Source organism: Candidatus Cloacimonadota bacterium, from assembly GCA_028706475.1.
In the GTDB taxonomy this organism is placed as follows: domain Bacteria; phylum Cloacimonadota; class Cloacimonadia; order Cloacimonadales; family Cloacimonadaceae; genus UBA5456.
In genome coordinates, this window is the sequence record JAQWBI010000041.1 from 1 (window position 1) to 16,670 (window position 16,670).

The 16,670-nt window shown below is 45.1% G+C and carries 14 protein-coding genes; 11 read left to right on the forward strand and 3 right to left on the reverse strand.

Annotated features, from left to right (window positions below; genetic code table 11):
- Positions 1 to 226 precede the first annotated feature (226 nt).
- From PHF32_07255 to arcC, 9 genes are all read left to right on the forward strand, one after another.
- Positions 227 to 589, forward strand: a complete 363-nt coding sequence (locus tag PHF32_07255) for a response regulator (protein MDD4560514.1) — start codon at positions 227 to 229, stop codon at positions 587 to 589.
- The gene (locus tag PHF32_07260; GenBank protein ID MDD4560515.1) at positions 586 to 1,500 is read left to right on the forward strand and encodes a hypothetical protein; all 915 of its coding nucleotides are present in this window, start codon (positions 586 to 588) and stop codon (positions 1,498 to 1,500) included. The genes PHF32_07255 and PHF32_07260 overlap by 4 nt, the downstream gene beginning before the upstream one ends.
- 9 nt (positions 1,501 to 1,509) lie before the next feature.
- Positions 1,510 to 2,463 (forward strand): D-alanine--D-alanine ligase, encoded by a 954-nt coding sequence (locus PHF32_07265; GenBank protein ID MDD4560516.1) that lies wholly within the window; start codon positions 1,510 to 1,512, stop codon positions 2,461 to 2,463.
- Positions 2,460 to 3,551 carry a hypothetical protein gene (locus tag PHF32_07270; GenBank protein ID MDD4560517.1) on the forward strand — a complete coding sequence of 364 codons (1,092 nt, stop codon included), beginning with the start codon at positions 2,460 to 2,462 and terminating at the stop codon, positions 3,549 to 3,551. Before PHF32_07265 ends, PHF32_07270 begins: the two co-directional genes overlap by 4 nt.
- A gap of 10 nt (positions 3,552 to 3,561) precedes the next feature.
- A complete protein-coding gene (locus tag PHF32_07275) occupies positions 3,562 to 4,236 on the forward strand; it encodes a FecR family protein (GenBank protein MDD4560518.1) in 675 nt (224 codons plus the stop codon).
- Positions 4,237 to 4,250: 14 nt separating this feature from the next.
- Positions 4,251 to 6,629 (forward strand): hypothetical protein, encoded by a 2,379-nt coding sequence (locus PHF32_07280; GenBank protein ID MDD4560519.1) that lies wholly within the window; start codon positions 4,251 to 4,253, stop codon positions 6,627 to 6,629.
- Positions 6,630 to 6,700: 71 nt separating this feature from the next.
- Entirely contained in the window at positions 6,701 to 8,560 is a 1,860-nt protein-coding gene (locus PHF32_07285; GenBank protein MDD4560520.1) for an adenylate/guanylate cyclase domain-containing protein, read from the forward strand.
- A gap of 387 nt (positions 8,561 to 8,947) precedes the next feature.
- Entirely contained in the window at positions 8,948 to 10,318 is a 1,371-nt protein-coding gene (locus PHF32_07290) for a cyclic 2,3-diphosphoglycerate synthase (protein ID MDD4560521.1), read from the forward strand.
- An 87-nt stretch (positions 10,319 to 10,405) separates the two neighbouring features.
- A complete protein-coding gene (gene arcC, locus PHF32_07295; GenBank protein MDD4560522.1) occupies positions 10,406 to 11,353 on the forward strand; it encodes a carbamate kinase in 948 nt (315 codons plus the stop codon).
- A 199-nt stretch (positions 11,354 to 11,552) separates the two neighbouring features.
- Here the strand turns inward: arcC and PHF32_07300 are convergent, their stop codons facing one another.
- Complete coding sequence (locus tag PHF32_07300) at positions 11,553 to 11,801, reverse strand: hypothetical protein (protein ID MDD4560523.1); 249 nt, start codon at positions 11,799 to 11,801, stop codon at positions 11,553 to 11,555.
- Positions 11,802 to 11,822: 21 nt separating this feature from the next.
- Positions 11,823 to 13,511, reverse strand: a complete 1,689-nt coding sequence (locus tag PHF32_07305; GenBank protein ID MDD4560524.1) for a glutamine--tRNA ligase/YqeY domain fusion protein — start codon at positions 13,509 to 13,511, stop codon at positions 11,823 to 11,825.
- Positions 13,512 to 14,289: 778 nt separating this feature from the next.
- On the opposite strand from PHF32_07305, the gene PHF32_07310 reads away from it, so the two are divergent.
- Together PHF32_07310 and PHF32_07315 are read left to right on the forward strand one after the other, a co-directional pair.
- Positions 14,290 to 15,159, forward strand: coding sequence for a site-specific DNA-methyltransferase (locus tag PHF32_07310; GenBank protein MDD4560525.1), 870 nt, complete (start codon positions 14,290 to 14,292; stop codon positions 15,157 to 15,159).
- 17 nt (positions 15,160 to 15,176) lie between these two features.
- Entirely contained in the window at positions 15,177 to 15,764 is a 588-nt protein-coding gene (locus tag PHF32_07315) for a BglII/BstYI family type II restriction endonuclease (protein ID MDD4560526.1), read from the forward strand.
- Positions 15,765 to 15,979: 215 nt separating this feature from the next.
- Here the strand turns inward: PHF32_07315 and PHF32_07320 are convergent, their stop codons facing one another.
- Positions 15,980 to 16,192: a hypothetical protein gene (locus PHF32_07320; GenBank protein ID MDD4560527.1), complete on the reverse strand. Its 213-nt coding sequence runs from the start codon at positions 16,190 to 16,192 to the stop codon at positions 15,980 to 15,982.
- Positions 16,193 to 16,670 lie beyond the last annotated feature (478 nt).

The window sequence follows — 16,670 nt, forward strand, 5'->3', positions numbered from 1 at the left end:
CTGATCGCCAGTCTAAATATCTCCCAAATTTGTCAAGAAAAGCTCGCTTGGAACCATCTCGACCTGCTTTTCTCTAAGAACACAAGGAAAGTAGCATAATGAAGTGGGAGGTATTGAACAGTCTCATTTGGGGTGAGGCCCTGTGGCATAGTTTTTTTTGTTGACTATTATATGTACTTGCCTAAAATGCCACAATAAAGATTATATGGAAAGCGAGGTGGCCAATATGGAATCTAGAATTCTGCTCGTTGATGACGACCGTTTGCTAAGAGAAGTTATTGGAGAGTGTCTTAAACACCATCAATACTCTGCTGATATGGCCGAAGACGCCGCCGCCGCTTTAAAGCTGTTCAAACCTGGACGTTACAAACTTGCCATCATAGATTTGGTAATGCCTGGAATGAGTGGATTGGAACTAATGGAGAGATTATTGGCTGAGGATTCGGAGTTATTTTGCCTGATCATGACCGGATATCCTACAATCGACAGCGCCTACAAAGCGATGGTGGAGGGTGCTTCAGATTACATAATAAAGCCATTCAATCTCAGTGAACTGATCACCGCCATCAAGCAGCGTCTTGGATCATGAGCTATGTCCTGAAAATCGTGGACATGCAAAGCGGAGAAGCCAGGCAAATCGCTGGAGGATACAGCTATTGGCACAATCCCAGGTTTATGGAGGCGATAGCCCGGTTGCACAATGTTACAGCACTTCAGTTGCAGGTATTCAAAGGCGAACAGCTTTTTGCCATTTTGCCTTTGTATGAACGAAGAAAGATGGGAATGAAGGCTCTTGTTACTCCTATTGGTGCTTATTATCAGGGTATATCTTTCGCTCATGAAAGCAGCGCAGGAAAGGCGAGAGTGCTTCTTGATTCCAGTACGGTTTGCTTTGATATCGCACGTTTCCTGGCAGAACGTTATAAACGCATCAACTTCAAGCTAAGTCCGGAAAACGATGATGTAAGAGGTTTTACCTGGAATGGTTTCAAAGCAACACCCTTATATACTTTTCGGTGTCAGAAGGGTGAAATCCTGAATGCTCTTCCTGATGAGCGCAGGAATTTCCGTATTGCCAAAAACCTCGGTATGGAATTGGTTGAGGCCTTTGATCCGGATGTCTTCCTGGCCCTTCATAAGAAGCTGGAGATCAAGAAAAACCACAGTTTTGGGTTAAGTTACAAGGCTATGAGGGTTTTTCTAATCCAACTATATGATGCAGGATTGTTGAAACAATTCAACGTTCTCTGGGAGAAAAAGCCGGTAAGTGCAAATATATTGCTCTACGATGGTGCAGATGTGGTATATACTTTGTTTAAGGCTACCTCGGAAGAAGCTTTACGCAAGGGAACCGCTGCTTTTGACAGCCTAAGCATTATTCAAAACCTGCCCGAGGGCAGCCGATTCTTTGATTATTGTGGTGCAAACCTGCATGATGTAGCCAGGTTCAAGGCTGCACTGGGTCTGCATTTGTGTGTTTTTTACCAGATAAAAATGTAAGAGAGGTTCATGAAAAAGATTCTTGTACTCAAGGGAGGCAATTCTCCCGAACGGGAAATATCCCTGATTAGCGGATCAGAGGTTGCCAAAGCTTTGCTCCTTTTGAATTATAACGTAAGTGAGATTGATCCTGCGGATTATCCCCGCTTTTCGGACTTGCTGATGGCCATCGAAGCTGAAAATCCCTATATGGTATTCAATGGTCTACATGGGGGTTGCGGCGAAAACGGAGATTTGCAGGCTGCCTTACAACTGGCTGGGATACCTTTCACAGGGTCACTTTCCAAGGGCTCCACTCTTGCTATGGATAAATACATCGCAAAGCTGATCGTGAGTCAGGAGGGAGTACCGGTTCCCAAACACATTTTGATGCGGGGCAATCTTTTGGAGGACTACAATGATCCGGAAGACTACAAAGCGTTTACCGAGACTTTGGGTTTACCCATCATAGTAAAGCCCAACGATGCCGGGAGCAGCGTGGGGATTAGCATGGTGGAAGATCTGTCCGCCTTGAAAACTGCGGTGGATAAAGCCTTCAAATACTGCTCTTCTGTACTTTTGGAGGAGTACATTCCCGGGCGCGAGCTTACGGTTAGCATTCTGAACGGTAAAGCCTTGCCGGTTGTGGAAATCAAACCACGAGCCGGCTGGTATGATTACACAAACAAATATACCAAAGGTAAAACGGAGTATCTGGCTCCTGCACCCATCGACGAAGCCATAGCGCATTTGGCTCAGCTATATGCTGTACGTGCCTTTAATGCTCTGTCCTGCTCAGTATATGGCAGAGTGGATTTTAGGCTGGACAACGATAAACTGTACTTTCTGGAAGTAAATACCCTGCCGGGGATGACGGCTCTCAGCCTTACTCCGATGGCAGCAAAGGCAGCAGGTATAGCTTTTAGCGACCTGCTGGTAACAATAATAGAAAACTCCGTGGCAAGACACGTGGAGGTATCATGAAACGCATACTTTATATTTTCGCTCTGTTGTTTGTGGCTTTGAATCTATGGTCGGTGGAACTTGCATTCAATCCTTCGAGCATTCAAGTAAATGAGCTGAGAACTTTTAGTTTCGATCCCGTGAATCCCGGTTCACAGCCAGTTCTCACGACGCTTACTATTACCAACGATCAACAAGACCAGTATGTGAAGCTTCGGATCGAGATTAGCTGGAACAACAATGAGATTATCAGCGGTGATGATGCTGTGTTTATCAGCGAAGAAAAAATTGCTCCCGGGCAGGTTATCCAGATGACAAACCGCGAATTGATCACAAATACCAGCAACCAGTACTTTAGACCGGATGGCTCCATCAATATCAATATCATAGATGAGATCGAGGACTTATCCATCTTGGAAGAAGCAGTACTATCCGGCTATTTCCCCGATGGTGAGATACAATTGAGAATCTCTGCATGGCCGGAAGACGCTCCTGCTAATGTGACGTCCAGAACATTTACCATCACCATCCGTAATGCAGGATCGATTAATCTGATCAGCCCCGGAGCACTCATTGGCCTGAAGGTTCCTGATCTCAGTGATCTGCCGGTAAACTTTATCTGGAACGCTGTGACTACAAGCTTCAATAAACAAACATTGGTCGTGAGGCAATATCCTCCCAATGGGCAACCAAAGCTTTCAACCATATCCAGTACAGGCACAGAGATCTTGCGTGTGGATGATGTGAACAGCGGATTTTCCGAGTATCTGCCTCTAAAGACTGATTATTACTATGCTTGGCAAGTATTTACTGACCGTTATGACGAACACAACCCCAAGCTGGGCAGGTCTGGCTCGCAAAGCAATCCTTATGCCAGTAGCTGGTATGTATTCCGCTATGTGGAAGACAAAGGTGGAGACGCGACTCCTGAAGAAGTACAAACAATCCTGGATATGCTCCAGAATCCTGCTTTGCTAAACATTCTGAATCTGGGCTATACTCCTACCGGAGAAGTTATCTATGAAGGCAGGACATACCGGGGCCAAGATGCTGTTGACATCTTAAGCAGCCTCTTGGGAAAAGACATTAAAGTAAAAATAAAGGATTGAGGAGGAAACCATGAAAAGAATCCTGTTGATATCTGTTATTTTGCTGCTTGCTTCGGCGTTATTGGCAGATAGCGTGGCCATTCTTTCCGCCAGCAAGGGCAAAGTAAGCTTGGAACGCGCTTTGAAAAACCTCAAATTCGCCAATGGGGAATTGCTGCAAAACAAGGATGTACTGCGAACCGGAGCAGAGAGCTTCGCGGCATACAAATACATTGATGCTTCCTCTACAATCAAACTCTTCTCAAACTCTGTGGTTACCGTAACTGCCAGTAAAGATGGAAGTAAACTAAACAAGAAAGTGAATGTGAGCAAGGGCAGCATCCTTACTCAAGTAAAAAAGGGTAGCGGTGCATTCGTCGTGCAAACTCCCACCACTGTGGCCTCGGTGAAAGGAACAGAATTCCTGACCAAGGTGGATGACGATGGCTTCAGCACCTTTACCGTTACAGATGGCGAAGTTGAATTACGCGTGTTATCTACCGATGAAGTTAAGACGGTATCCAAAGGCAAGACTGGAGTCGTGAATCCGGAGGGTGGAGTGCAGCTGAGAGACAGTAGCACCGACGACCTTAATGAGATCGAAAAAGCAGAATTGGAGTCTTCTCGTAACGAGAAACGTGAACCCATCATTGTTCCAGTATTGGACGAAGCAGGTAATCGCAAACTGATCGAAATTGAGTACTAAGATAGGAGATCAATATGAAAAGATATCTACTCGCATTAGCATTAGTAATACCTTGCTTCGCATTATTGGCATTGACTGCATTGCATGTAAGCCCGGAATCATTTGTCCCGGATAGAGATGTCGAACTCCTTTTGGAGATTACCCAGGGAAGAGAAGAAATATCCGGCATAGATGTACAATATCGGCTTGTTGGCAGTACAGTCTGGCAGGCAGAACCCATGAGACAGGACGATCCTGCTTCCACATACTGGCGCGGATTTATCCCCAAAACAGCAGTGTCTACAAACGATGTGGAGTATCGCTTTGAAATCAAACTGCTCAGCGGTGCTTCGGAATATCTCCCTGCAGATGATGGCATTACTCCGCTTTATACTCTGAAGCTAAATGCTCCCCAAGGTTCGCTAACGGATGGATTTGTACTGATATCTGACGATAGTTCGGTATCTGCCGACGATGGTTATGTACTAGCAGTAAGCTATCTGGCTTTGGCAGAGGATGTGGATACCCAAAGCATCCGCGTGTTCGTTGGCGACAGAGATGTAACCTCTCAAACTCAATTCAGTGAATCTATATTGGTGTATAGGGAAGACCGGCCTCAGCATGGCATCAAAAAAGCATTGATTACTGCTAAAGTGAAGGGTGCGGATGTGTATTCCGACACCTGGATAACTCAGGTTTTGCCCGGCAGTAAAAAGCCTGCCCTACCGTTCACATACAGGGGTTCTGTAAATTTCGCCGCAAACGCTTACGGAGTATCGGATAATGGCAAAGTGTTTGGGAATCCCGCAGACGATTACAGCACATGGGCCGATCTGTATGGAAACTATGGAATTGTGGATATGCAGGCCAATCTGCTGGTATCCAGCCTGGAAGAAAAAAACGCCCAGCCGGTGAACCGCTATACCTTTGGTGTCCAGATTCCTATGTTGGATGTGTTCTTCGGAGATTATTCTCCTTCTCTGTCCCAATTTACTCTGTCCGGGAAGAACATCCGAGGTCTCTATGGCAAGTTCTATACCCGCAATCTGGAGCTTGTTTGGGCTCATGGAGAATCCGTGAGAAAGACAGAATTCGATGCTAGCGAAACCGCTACTCAGAATAGCACTTTCAAGCAAGAGGCAATCGGTGCCAGATTGCAATTTGGCAGCAATCAGAACTTCCGTATGGGCTTCACAGGAGCTCGTCACCGTGACATAATAAGCTCTTTGGACGAAATCCACTACAGCTACATAAACGCTGAAAACGATACTGTTTACACGGTAAGACCCCAAGATAACGCCGTAGTCAGCTTCGATATGCAATTGAACGTGCCGGATCAGCATTTTGTGGCTGGTTTTGAGGTTGCCGGAAGCCTGCTGAACACCAATACCCTTCCCGGGGCTATTACAGTGGCTGAAATGGAAGATTACGGTTTGGAAAACGAGATTGGCGGTATAGAATTGGATCCTGAGGATTTTGCTGATACCTTCATCATCAATACCAATATGGAGCCCTTCATGCCCAGCATGGCTAATATGGCTTGGAACGCTTACGTGCGGATGTACTTCTGGAACAACTTCCTGAATCTTCAATACAACGAAACCGGCAGTGCTTTCAATTCGATTGGCACCTTCGGTCATCAAAGAGATACTCGTATACTATCCATCACAGATCAGTTCTCTTTTGGTCGCCTGATTACGATTTCAGGCGGCTTTAGTACCACCGAGGATAACTTGATGGAACACAAGAGCGAGACCAATACCTATCAAAACATCTTTGCTTCAGCCATTATTCGTATTCCGAATATGCCCTATCTGAAGGCTTCATTCAACGATAACAGTGGTGAGAACGAACAGAATTCCGACATTGTGGACAGCAGCTTTGACCCCATCACCAGTAATGCCAGAAATATGAGCTTTGGGATCGGTTACAACATCGTCCAGATCCCTTACGTTCCCACTCAGCTGGATATCAGTTACCGCATGGGTTCAAACAACATAAAACGTACTATAAACGATACCTACACGTCGGACAACGCCAATACCGGTATTGGCTTCACTATGAGCAACCGTTTCTCCATGGTTCCGCTAAGAACCCAGATATCGTATTCTACGTCCACAAACAAAGATGACTTATTCTCTCAAAAGTACAAGAACAACAGCATCTTTTTGAAAGCTGATTATTCCTTATGGCAGGATCGCATCAGACCCTATGTGTCATTCCGTAATACCGGTCTTTCTGGCGATTACGATGATCAGACATACAACTACATCAATTTCGGGGTGGAAAGCTATCCTCTCCGCAATATGACTGTAACTGCAGATCTTGGGATGATGAACTACAAAAACGATGATGTAAGCAATCAGGATTACGATACTACAACCTTCAGACTGTGCCTGAATCAGAGATTCTAGTACACATATAATCAATACATCGGAGCGTGGCCTCAAAACCACGCTTCGAGCTTTTATAAAAGGAGCTTGTCATGTCACGATACCGCTCGGTTCTATTTCCCATTCTCATCTTGATTATCCTCAAGGCTATCTTTTTGATTCCTGTGTTTGATTCCCTAGAATACAAAGCTCAGGACAGCCTCTTTCGATTTCGGGGACCGCGTGATCCCAGCGGAGACATCGTAATAGTGGCAATCGACGATGAAAGCTTCAGCGCTCTGAACACCACATGGCCTTTTCCCAGAGAGTATCACGCCAAGCTCATAGAGAATCTGAACCAAGCCGGGGCAAAGCTGATCATTTTCGACGTGGAATTCACTGAAAACTCCCGTTATCCAGAATACGACTTGCTCTTGGCAAATACAGCCGCAGCCTATGATAACGTCATCTTTGCTGGCAAGGTGCTGCACGGCAAAGCTCACAATGATCCGGATCAATTGTTTACTCCAATCGGCGACATAATGTCTTATGACACTCCTTGGGGTATCGTAAACATGAGTTCGGACTCGGATAACGCAATTCGTAAGTACAGCTTGTTTGAAGTAATGGATGAACATCCTTATTATAGCATCGGTGTGGCTGCATTGGCCAATAGTCGTATCTACCAAAGCGATTGGGCAGATCATCTGAGAGTGGAGAACAATCATCTGCAGGTGGCAAATCATAGTATCCCAATGTACCAGCACAATAAAGCGATCATAAACTACTATGGCCCCGCTTCCACATTTCCCCAAGTGTCTTATGCCAGCGTGATTGATGATAGCACTGTGGCTATGCCTGGCTATCAGGGTATAGAGTTCGACGAGTTCTACTCCATTAAGGATTCAGGGATATTGCAGGATAAAATCGTCCTGATCGGTGCTACTCTAGACGAATTGCACGACAAGTTTCCCACTCCATTTGGGGGAGAGTGGACTCCCGGAGTGGAGATTCATGCCAATTTCATTGAGATGGTGCAAAACGCAGATTATCTCTATGGATTGGACTTATGGTTATATCTGCTGTTTGAATTTGTCGGTCTGATCTTACTATGGTTCGTTTTCCGCAAGTTGAAGCCGCAGCTCTCGGCGCTCTTACTGTTGTTGCTGATTGCCCTGCAATACTTGGGAGCATATTATCTTTTTGCCGGACAAAGCTATTTGATTCCCATCGTACAGCCAGTGATTGCTCTGCTCTTTATCTATATCGCCAGTTTAGTATGTCATTATCTGGATTCTTTGAAAGAGAAGCGCTTCATTCGCCAGGCATTTCAGCAATATATGGCACCCGAATTGGTGAGCGAGCTATTGAAGAACCCCAAAAAGCTAAGCTACGGAGGTTCTCTACAAGAGATATCAGTGCTATTTTCGGATATCCGCTCCTTTACTACTTACTCTGAAAGTCATAGTCCCGAAGAGACCGTGAATATCCTGAAAGAATACCTTACCGCAATGGTGAATGTGATCGTGGAGAACAAGGGGATACTGGACAAATTTGTCGGTGATGAGATCATGGCGCTGTTTGGAACCCCTGTGCCCCTTCCCAATCATGCACTAAACGCCTGTAAAGTTGCCCTGCAGATGCGGGATAAAATGACTGAACTGCAGGAAAAATGGCATGCTGAAGGTAAGCAAGGCTTCGAGATCGGTATCGGAGTGAATACCGGTTCTGCAGTAGTAGGAAATCTGGGTAGTGAACAGATCTTCGACTACACTGCCATCGGCGATACCATAAACTTGGGTGCGCGCTTGGAAAGCATCAATAAAGAGTATGAAACTGCGAAGCACATTATTATCAGTGAGTTTACTCTGGAATATGTGAAAGACCTGGTGGAAGTACGTTATCTGGATGAGGTGAAAGTAAAAGGCAAGAATAAAGCGGTGAAAATCTACGAACTGATAAGCCTGAAATAGTCCGCTTTGACTGTGAGAGAGAATCATGCCTGATCACTGTACTAGTGTCATGTCAGGTAGATACGGCCTCAAATCATACGAAACCGCCGTTAATCTGGCCAACTCCCTCTGGCTGAAAGAACTGATCGATAACGGAAGGTTCATCTTTCATGATGAATCGCTGATCGCCAGTCTAAATATCTCCCAAATCTGTCAAGAAAAGCTCACATGGAACCATCTCGACCTGCTTTTCTCTAAGAACACAAGGAAAGTAGCATAATGAAGTGGGAGGTATTGAATCTCCATACAAGTTCCTTTATGCAGAACAAGATTTTTCTTGACGGTAAGGGCATGTTTTAAAGCTTGTTACAAAGAACTTAAAACTAAGTAATCATAAAGGAGACACCAATGAAACGTAAGGTTATCATTATGGGCGCAGCTGGGCGCGACTTCCACAACTTCAACGTCTATTTCCGTGACAACAAGGATTATGAAGTAGTAGCGTTCACCGCCACCCAAATCCCCGGCATAGATGACAAAAAGTATCCTGCCGCTTTAGCTGGAAAACTGTATCCCAAGGGAATCGAAATCAAACCTGAAAGCGAGCTTAAAAACCTAATCCAAAAGCACAATGTAGACCTCGTTGTTCTTGCATACAGCGATTTACCTTATGAAGTGGTAATGCACAAAGCCGCTTTGGTGAATGCCACCGGTGCAGACTTCATGCTGATGGGTGCGGAAAACACCACTATCAAAACCACCAAGCCCCTCATCACTGTGTGCGCTGCTCGCACTGGCTGTGGCAAATCCCAAACCACCCGTGCGGTTGTGAACGCTCTGAAGGCTCGTGGCCTGAAAGTTGTGTCCATTCGCCATCCCATGCCTTATGGTGACTTGGTGAAGCAGAAAGTTCAGCGTTTTGCCGAGCTTGCTGACCTTAAAAAACACAAATGCACCATCGAAGAAATGGAAGAATATGAACCCCATATCCAAATGGGCAGCGTGATCTACTCTGGGGTGGATTATGAAGCTATAGTTCGCGAAGCAGAGAAAGAAGCCGACGTCATCATTTGGGACGGCGGAAACAACGATATTCCTTTCTATAGCTCCGATGAAATGATCCGCATTGTGGTGGTTGATCCTCATCGCGCCGGCGACGAGATCAGCTATTATCCCGGCGAGACCAACGTTTACATGGCCGATGTTGTGGTTATAAACAAGATCGATAGTGCCGACATGGACGACATCAATGAAGTACGGGCAAACGTCCGTGCCATCAATCCCAATGCCAAGATCATTGAAGCTGCTTCACCGCTCTTTGTGGATCATCCCGAAATGATTCTGAACAAGAACGTGCTGGTTGTGGAAGATGGTCCTACTCTCACTCACGGTGAGATGACCTTTGGCGCTGGAATGGTTGCTGCCGAGAAATACGGTTGTGCCGATTTTGTGGATCCTCGCCCCTGGGCTGTTGGTGAAATCAAAGAAACCTTCGAGAAGTATCCAGACATCGGAATCCTGTTACCTGCCATGGGTTACAGTGCTCAGCAGATCAAAGACCTTGAAAAGACCATCAACGATACTGAGTGTGATTCCGTAGTGATCGCCACTCCGATCGACCTGCGTCGCATAGTAAAGATCAAAAAGCCTGCTTGCCAGGTTGAGTATGAACTGCAAGAGATTGGTGTACCAACTGTTGCTCAAGTCTTGGAAGGCTTTGCTACCAAAAAAGCGGCTAAGAAAGCTGCTCCCACAAAAGCTGCACCCAAAAAGAAATAAGTAAATCCATATAAAACCATTAAAACCGGGGGTGAGCCCAACACTCATCCCCGGCTTTAGCTTCAAGGATAAAATAAGGAAATGTACATGAAAAAGACAGCCGTTCTCGCCTTGGGCGGAAATGCCATTATCAAAGCAGGCCAAAAAGGGAATATCACAGAACAATTTGCCAATACCCGGGATTCCCTGGGGGGCATAGTGGAACTGATCAGCAGAGGTTATCAGCTTAGTATTACTCACGGTAATGGACCCCAAGTGGGGAATCTCTTGCGTCAGCAAGAAGCCGGAGAAAAAGAAGGCCTGGCTGCACTGCCCCTGGGTGTGCTGAATGCCGCAACCGAAGGCACCATGGGCTATATGATCGAACAAAGCCTGCAAAACAAACTGCGTCAACATGGCATAAATAAACAGGTGATTACCATCGTTTCTCAGGTAGTGGTAGACAAAAACGATCCCAGCATGCAGAATCCCACAAAGTTTGTAGGCAGCACCTATTACACTGCTGAACAAGCCGAAGAGCTGAAGAAAGGTTTGGGCTGGACCCTGAAAGAGGATTCCGGAAAGGGTTATCGCAGAGTGGTGCCTTCTCCTATGCCCATCGAAATCATTCCTGCTGAAACCGTCAATGAACTGGTTCACAAAGGTGAGATCGTAATCGCAGTCGGCGGTGGTGGAATACCAGTGTATCGTGAAGACAACGGCGATCTGGAAGGTGTGGATGCAGTTATCGACAAAGACTTTGCCAGCGCATTATTGGCCTTGAACATCAAAGCAGATTTGTTTGTGATTCTCACTGGTGTGGATCGGGTCTCCATCAATTATGGTAAGCCCAATCAGCAGGATCTGGATATCATGACCGTAGCAGAAGCACAAAGATATTATGACGATAAACAATTCCCAGCCGGCAGCATGGGCCCCAAAATCCTTGCCGCTATCGACTTTCTGAAAAGAGGTGGCAGCGAAGTATTGATTACTTCTATTGAAAGGATTGTTGATGCCTTTGAAGGTAAAACCGGGACGCGAATAGTCCACTAATAATCCTGATAACTGCATTATGGAGTAACAATCCGTCATCAGAGTATGGAGTAACAAACCGGCTGGATAGCTATGCAATTACGACAATTTCCCAGCCGGTTCGGACTTCAGACAACAGGAATCGCTGGTGTTGATGAAAACAAGTCCCAAAAAAAAGCCGGTAGAGGATACCGGCTAAATAATGAATAACGCTCTGGATCTACATCTCGATCATCTGAGCTTTAACATATTCGATAGCATTGAGTTTATCTATCATTTGCTTTAGCAGAGCGGCTTCGCCTTCTACTTCCAACACAATTAGGCCATCGTTGGCACAGAATTCTTTGGATACTTCGTGCAGGCCCAGGCGTACTTTGATGTTGCAACCGAAATCGGTGAGAATACCTTGTACTCTGGTGGCTTCGGTGGCACGGCGATCGATCTTGATTAGTACTACTTTGTAAGTCATTGTTCCTCCTGTTTTATGGTATCATTTCGATTTATTTTGCTGCTTTGCCCAAGAGTCGCGTAGCGTGCTAATGCGGTTGAATACAGGATGATCTTTTGTGTAGTCTTTATCTGCACAAAAATAGCCCAAGCGCAGAAACTGGAATTTATCTCCGGGCTCAGCCTCCGCAAGTGAGCATTCTGCCAAGGCTTTGCGGTTTTGCACCATACTATCGGGATTTAGATAATCCAGGTAGCTTTTTCCTTCCTCTATCTCCGCCAAATCCGGGATGCTGAAAAGGTGTTCATACAATCTCGCTTCGATGGGCACGGCGGTCTCGGCACACACCCAATGAATGGTACCTTTTACTTTGCGCCCGTCTTTACTCCAGCCTCCGCGGCTTTCGGGATCATACGAGCATTTCAATTCCAACACCTTGCCTTGTGCATCCTTCACTACTTCATCACAGGTGATATAATAAGCGTGTTTCAGGCGCACCTCTTTGCCGGGGGCAAGGCGGAACCAGCCTTTCACCGGTTCTTCCATAAAGTCTTCCCGTTCAATCATGAGATTGCGGGAGAAGCTGATCATTCGGCTACCAGCGCTGGCGTTTTCAGGATTATTTTCGGCTTCCAGTTCTTCAACCTTGCCTTCAGGGTAATTGCTGATCGTGAGCTTGATGGGATCCAACACTGCCATGCGGCGCAGAGCTTTCTTGTTCAGATCCTCTCTTACACAGAAATTCAGCAGCTCAAAATCCACCATGCTATTGCTTTTTGCTACTCCGATGCGATCGGCAAAATCACGTATAGCTTCCGGAGTATAGCCGCGCCGGCGCATCCCGGCAATGGTGGGCATGCGGGGATCATCCCAACCGTTCACATAACCCTTTTTTACCAGTTCCAAAAGCAGACGCTTACTCATCACAGTGTAGCTGAGGTTCAAGCGGGCAAATTCGATTTGACGGGGATGACAGGGTACCGGCAATTGATCCAAAAACCAGTCATAGAGCGGACGGTGATCTTCAAATTCCAATGTGCAAATGGAGTGTGTGATACCTTCCAGAGCGTCGGAAACACAATGTGTGTAATCGTACATTGGATATATCTGCCAGCTATTGCCGGTGCGATGATGATCATTTTTTTTGATGCGGTAGATCACAGGATCACGCATATTCAGATTGGGACTGGACATGTCGATCTTGGCGCGTAAGGACTTGCTTCCTTCGGGAAACTCACCTGCTTTCATACGTCGGAACAGATCCATGTTTTCATCGATGCTGCGATCCCGATAAGGGCTGTTTCTCCCCGGTACGGTAAGGGTTCCCCGGTACTCGCGTAGCTCTTCCATGCTCAGATCGCACACAAAGGCTTTGCCATCTTGGATCAGGATCTCGGCATATTCATAGAGTTTATCAAAGTAATCCGAGGCATAAAACAGCTTATCGTTCCAATCCCAACCTAGCCAGCGGACATCTTCCAAGATGCTGTCAACATATTCCACATCTTCTTTTACTGGATTGGTATCGTCAAAGCGGAGATGACATCTGCCCTGGTAATCTCGCGCTAGTCCAAAATTCAGGCATATTGATTTGGCATGGCCGATGTGTAGATAGCCATTGGGTTCGGGCGGGAAGCGAGTGATGATATAATCATGCTTTCCGCTTCTCAGGTCTTCATCTATGATGTTGCGTATAAAATTAGTTACCGCTATTTTACTGTCGTTTTCCATGTAATGTCCCTTGATTCAGAATAAGTTAATCCAAATCAGCACAAGCTAGTATCCAGTCAAGCTAATTCTTCTGAGAGCTGAATTGTAAAGCCCCAAAGTATCTCCTCTGGCTACTTCCTTTATCCATAATGGATAGAATTGCATAATTTCCAGTCCAGTGGAGCGATACAATTTACCCCCTCACTGGATCAAGCAGTGCCGAAGTAGTTATCATCGTGTTATCATCGGGTGAACACAGGATGATAACGGCTTAATATCAGCTTCAGCACTAGTTGAAACAGAGAGGATGAATGCAAAAGTGTGGAAGCGGCATCCTGCTGTTTATCGCCTCGAAATGGAAAGAAACAGGTCTTTCATCTCTTATCCAACATACTGCCGGGAAGTGCCATGCTTGCCTGCAGTGCAGCGGTAAGGTTTCAGCCGCAGACCTTCATGTCTGACAAGCTGTGCTTTGATTCTATCCATCAACGCTTCGCTCATGCTATCTCCTTGTTCCAGATGTGATCATTGATCCAGAGCCAGGAAAGCACAATCCTCTATGCTGACAAATCAGGATGAGCAAGGATGAGACAGAAATTGTGGTTGACAAAAAAGGGCTGCCATCAATATAGTAACTTAGGTGAGTGGTCTAGTTGGCAGGCTTCTCCCTACCGTTTAAGAATATTGTATTCGGGAGATATTGATGAGGTTTCAAACCTACGAAAGCACTTGTGATTTCGAGCCAGTAAAGCTGAGCTACGCAATCGCAAACGGAGATGCTCTTGAAGTGCTTTCGGGAATGGAGCACAAATCCATTGATCTGATTGTTACATCCCCACCCTACAATATTGGGAAATCATACGAAGTTAAAACCTCCATAGAAAGCTATCTTAGCACACAAGAAGAGATAATATCGCAGTTGGTAAGGGTTCTGTCCAATACGGGCAGTATTTGTTGGGAAGTTGGCAACTATGTGGACAAGGGGGAGGTTTTCCCTCTGGACGTATTCTACTACCCAATTTTTAAAAAACTCGGTCTGCAACTTCGTAATAGAATAGTATGGCGATTTGGGCACGGATTACATGCTTCCAACCGATTCTCTGGACGCTATGAAACGATATTGTGCTTCACCAAATCCAATGAATATACTTTCAATCTTGATGATGTTCGAGTTCCTGCAAAATATCCTGGGAAAAGACATTTCAAAGGACCAAACAAAGGGCAGCTGTCAGGTAATCCCCTTGGGAAAAATCCCAGCGATATCTGGACAACAATACAAGAAGATTGGGACAGCGAGATATGGGATATCCCCAACGTAAAATCCAATCATCCTGAAAAAACCATACACCCCTGCCAATTTCCCATTGAACTGGTAGAGAGATGCATTCTTGCCTTAACAAACGAAAATGACTGGGTACTCGATCCCTTTGCCGGAGTTGGCTCTACCATATTAGCAGCATTGAAGAATCGGCGCAATGCTATTGGCATAGAGAAAGAAGAAGATTATTGCAGAATTACTGCAGAAAGAGTGAAAGCACTTGAGAATGGCTGCTTAAAAACGAGACCCATTGGGCAGGCAATACATGTACCTTCTGCTAATGACAAAGTAGCTTCAGTACCCAAAGATTGGGAAAACCTAAGCATCTTTGGAGAGCGAAGAGGAGAATAGCCAAGACTTTTTCCCACATGAACGGAGAAGAGTACTTAATCGTACATCACAAGGGCCTATATCAAGAAATCAAAGATGTAATAGCTAATATTGATGCTGAATCATGCAAAACCAAAATCAGCAAAGAGAAGACTATGCAGGGTAAAATGCTTTATAGCCCGACTGACCTCAATGCTAATTTTAAAAGCCATTTCGCAGATTTGAATTGGTCAGAGACAAGGTATAGCTACTACATAACCCTTGATCGGGACTTGATGCTGATGAGCTTGGATATGACTGCGGCTCAACAAAAGAAATTCCTCGAATCTAAAGGGGAAAAGAACCCAATATTTAGCTACAATCAAACAGACTTCGTAAAAGAAAAGGTGGCAGTGGAAGTGCAGTTCGGCAAGTATGCTTTCGTTGCCTTTGATTTGTTTGTTAAGCACATGCTATTTTATTCAGGAGGTGTTATCAACTTAGGAATTGAGATATTGCCAATGAAGTCCTTGCAATCCCAGATGTCCAGTGGGGTTGCATATTATGAAGGGGAGGTTTACAATATCATGAGACAAGGCCGAAGTAGCCCTCCAGTGCCATTGCTAATTATTGGTATTGAACTGTGATCATCTTACCTGGGTTCAGTAGGCAGATTTAGCCAAGGGTTGCTTAAGTGTGGTATTTTTTGCCACATTTTACGGTAGATTCCACAACAATCGTCGAAAAATCTATGGATTATGGCGATAGATATAAATAAAGTTTCTGGTTACTTGAACAACGCATTATATCCTGATTATGGATTATGTGGTCAAGTACTTTGTATCGACTGTTATCCAAATGATTACAGTCGTTCACTGGTCTTCTTGGTACTGGTTTTATCCTGTAGCAATTTAGCGATATTATGAATGGACGGGGAACCTGTTGCGCATAAACCAAATAGCATATCTTTGAAGAACTTCTTTACTGGTTTTGAGCATCCTTCACTTGCTTTTTTGCTGAATTCTGATAAATTTGCTTGCACAAAACGGCGGGTTGTATTTTGGTCGTTCGACATGGTGACGTTCTCCTTTTTTATATAAGATGAGACCAATAAATGAGACGTCACCATTTTTGTAAAGTCTTTTCTTTCAGTTTGTTAAAATAGTATTATGTCAGGTTTTCTGAAAACATAGAGGTAAAAACAGGCAGGTTTGCAGGAACTTGTAATCGCTGGCTAAAAATCTCTCGGAAAGTGCAGTTTGGGGCTATATGAGCGTCTGAGGTAGCCTGAATGGTCATGTTTTTCTGCCCTGATCAAGTGTGTTCGCAATGCTATTTTTTTAAAAGAGGCTGCAAAAAGCCACGAAATTCTGACCCAGTAAAGCTATACACACGTAGTCATTTTTGTTGTGCATGAGCCCCTGAGGTGATTACAACGGCAAATCTGTATTACCATGAACCCGATTTTGAAGCGAATGTGGCAAATCTGAAAAATGAAATACCTGGACATCTGCAATGGCTAACATCATATCTTTAATTGCTATTATAGACAT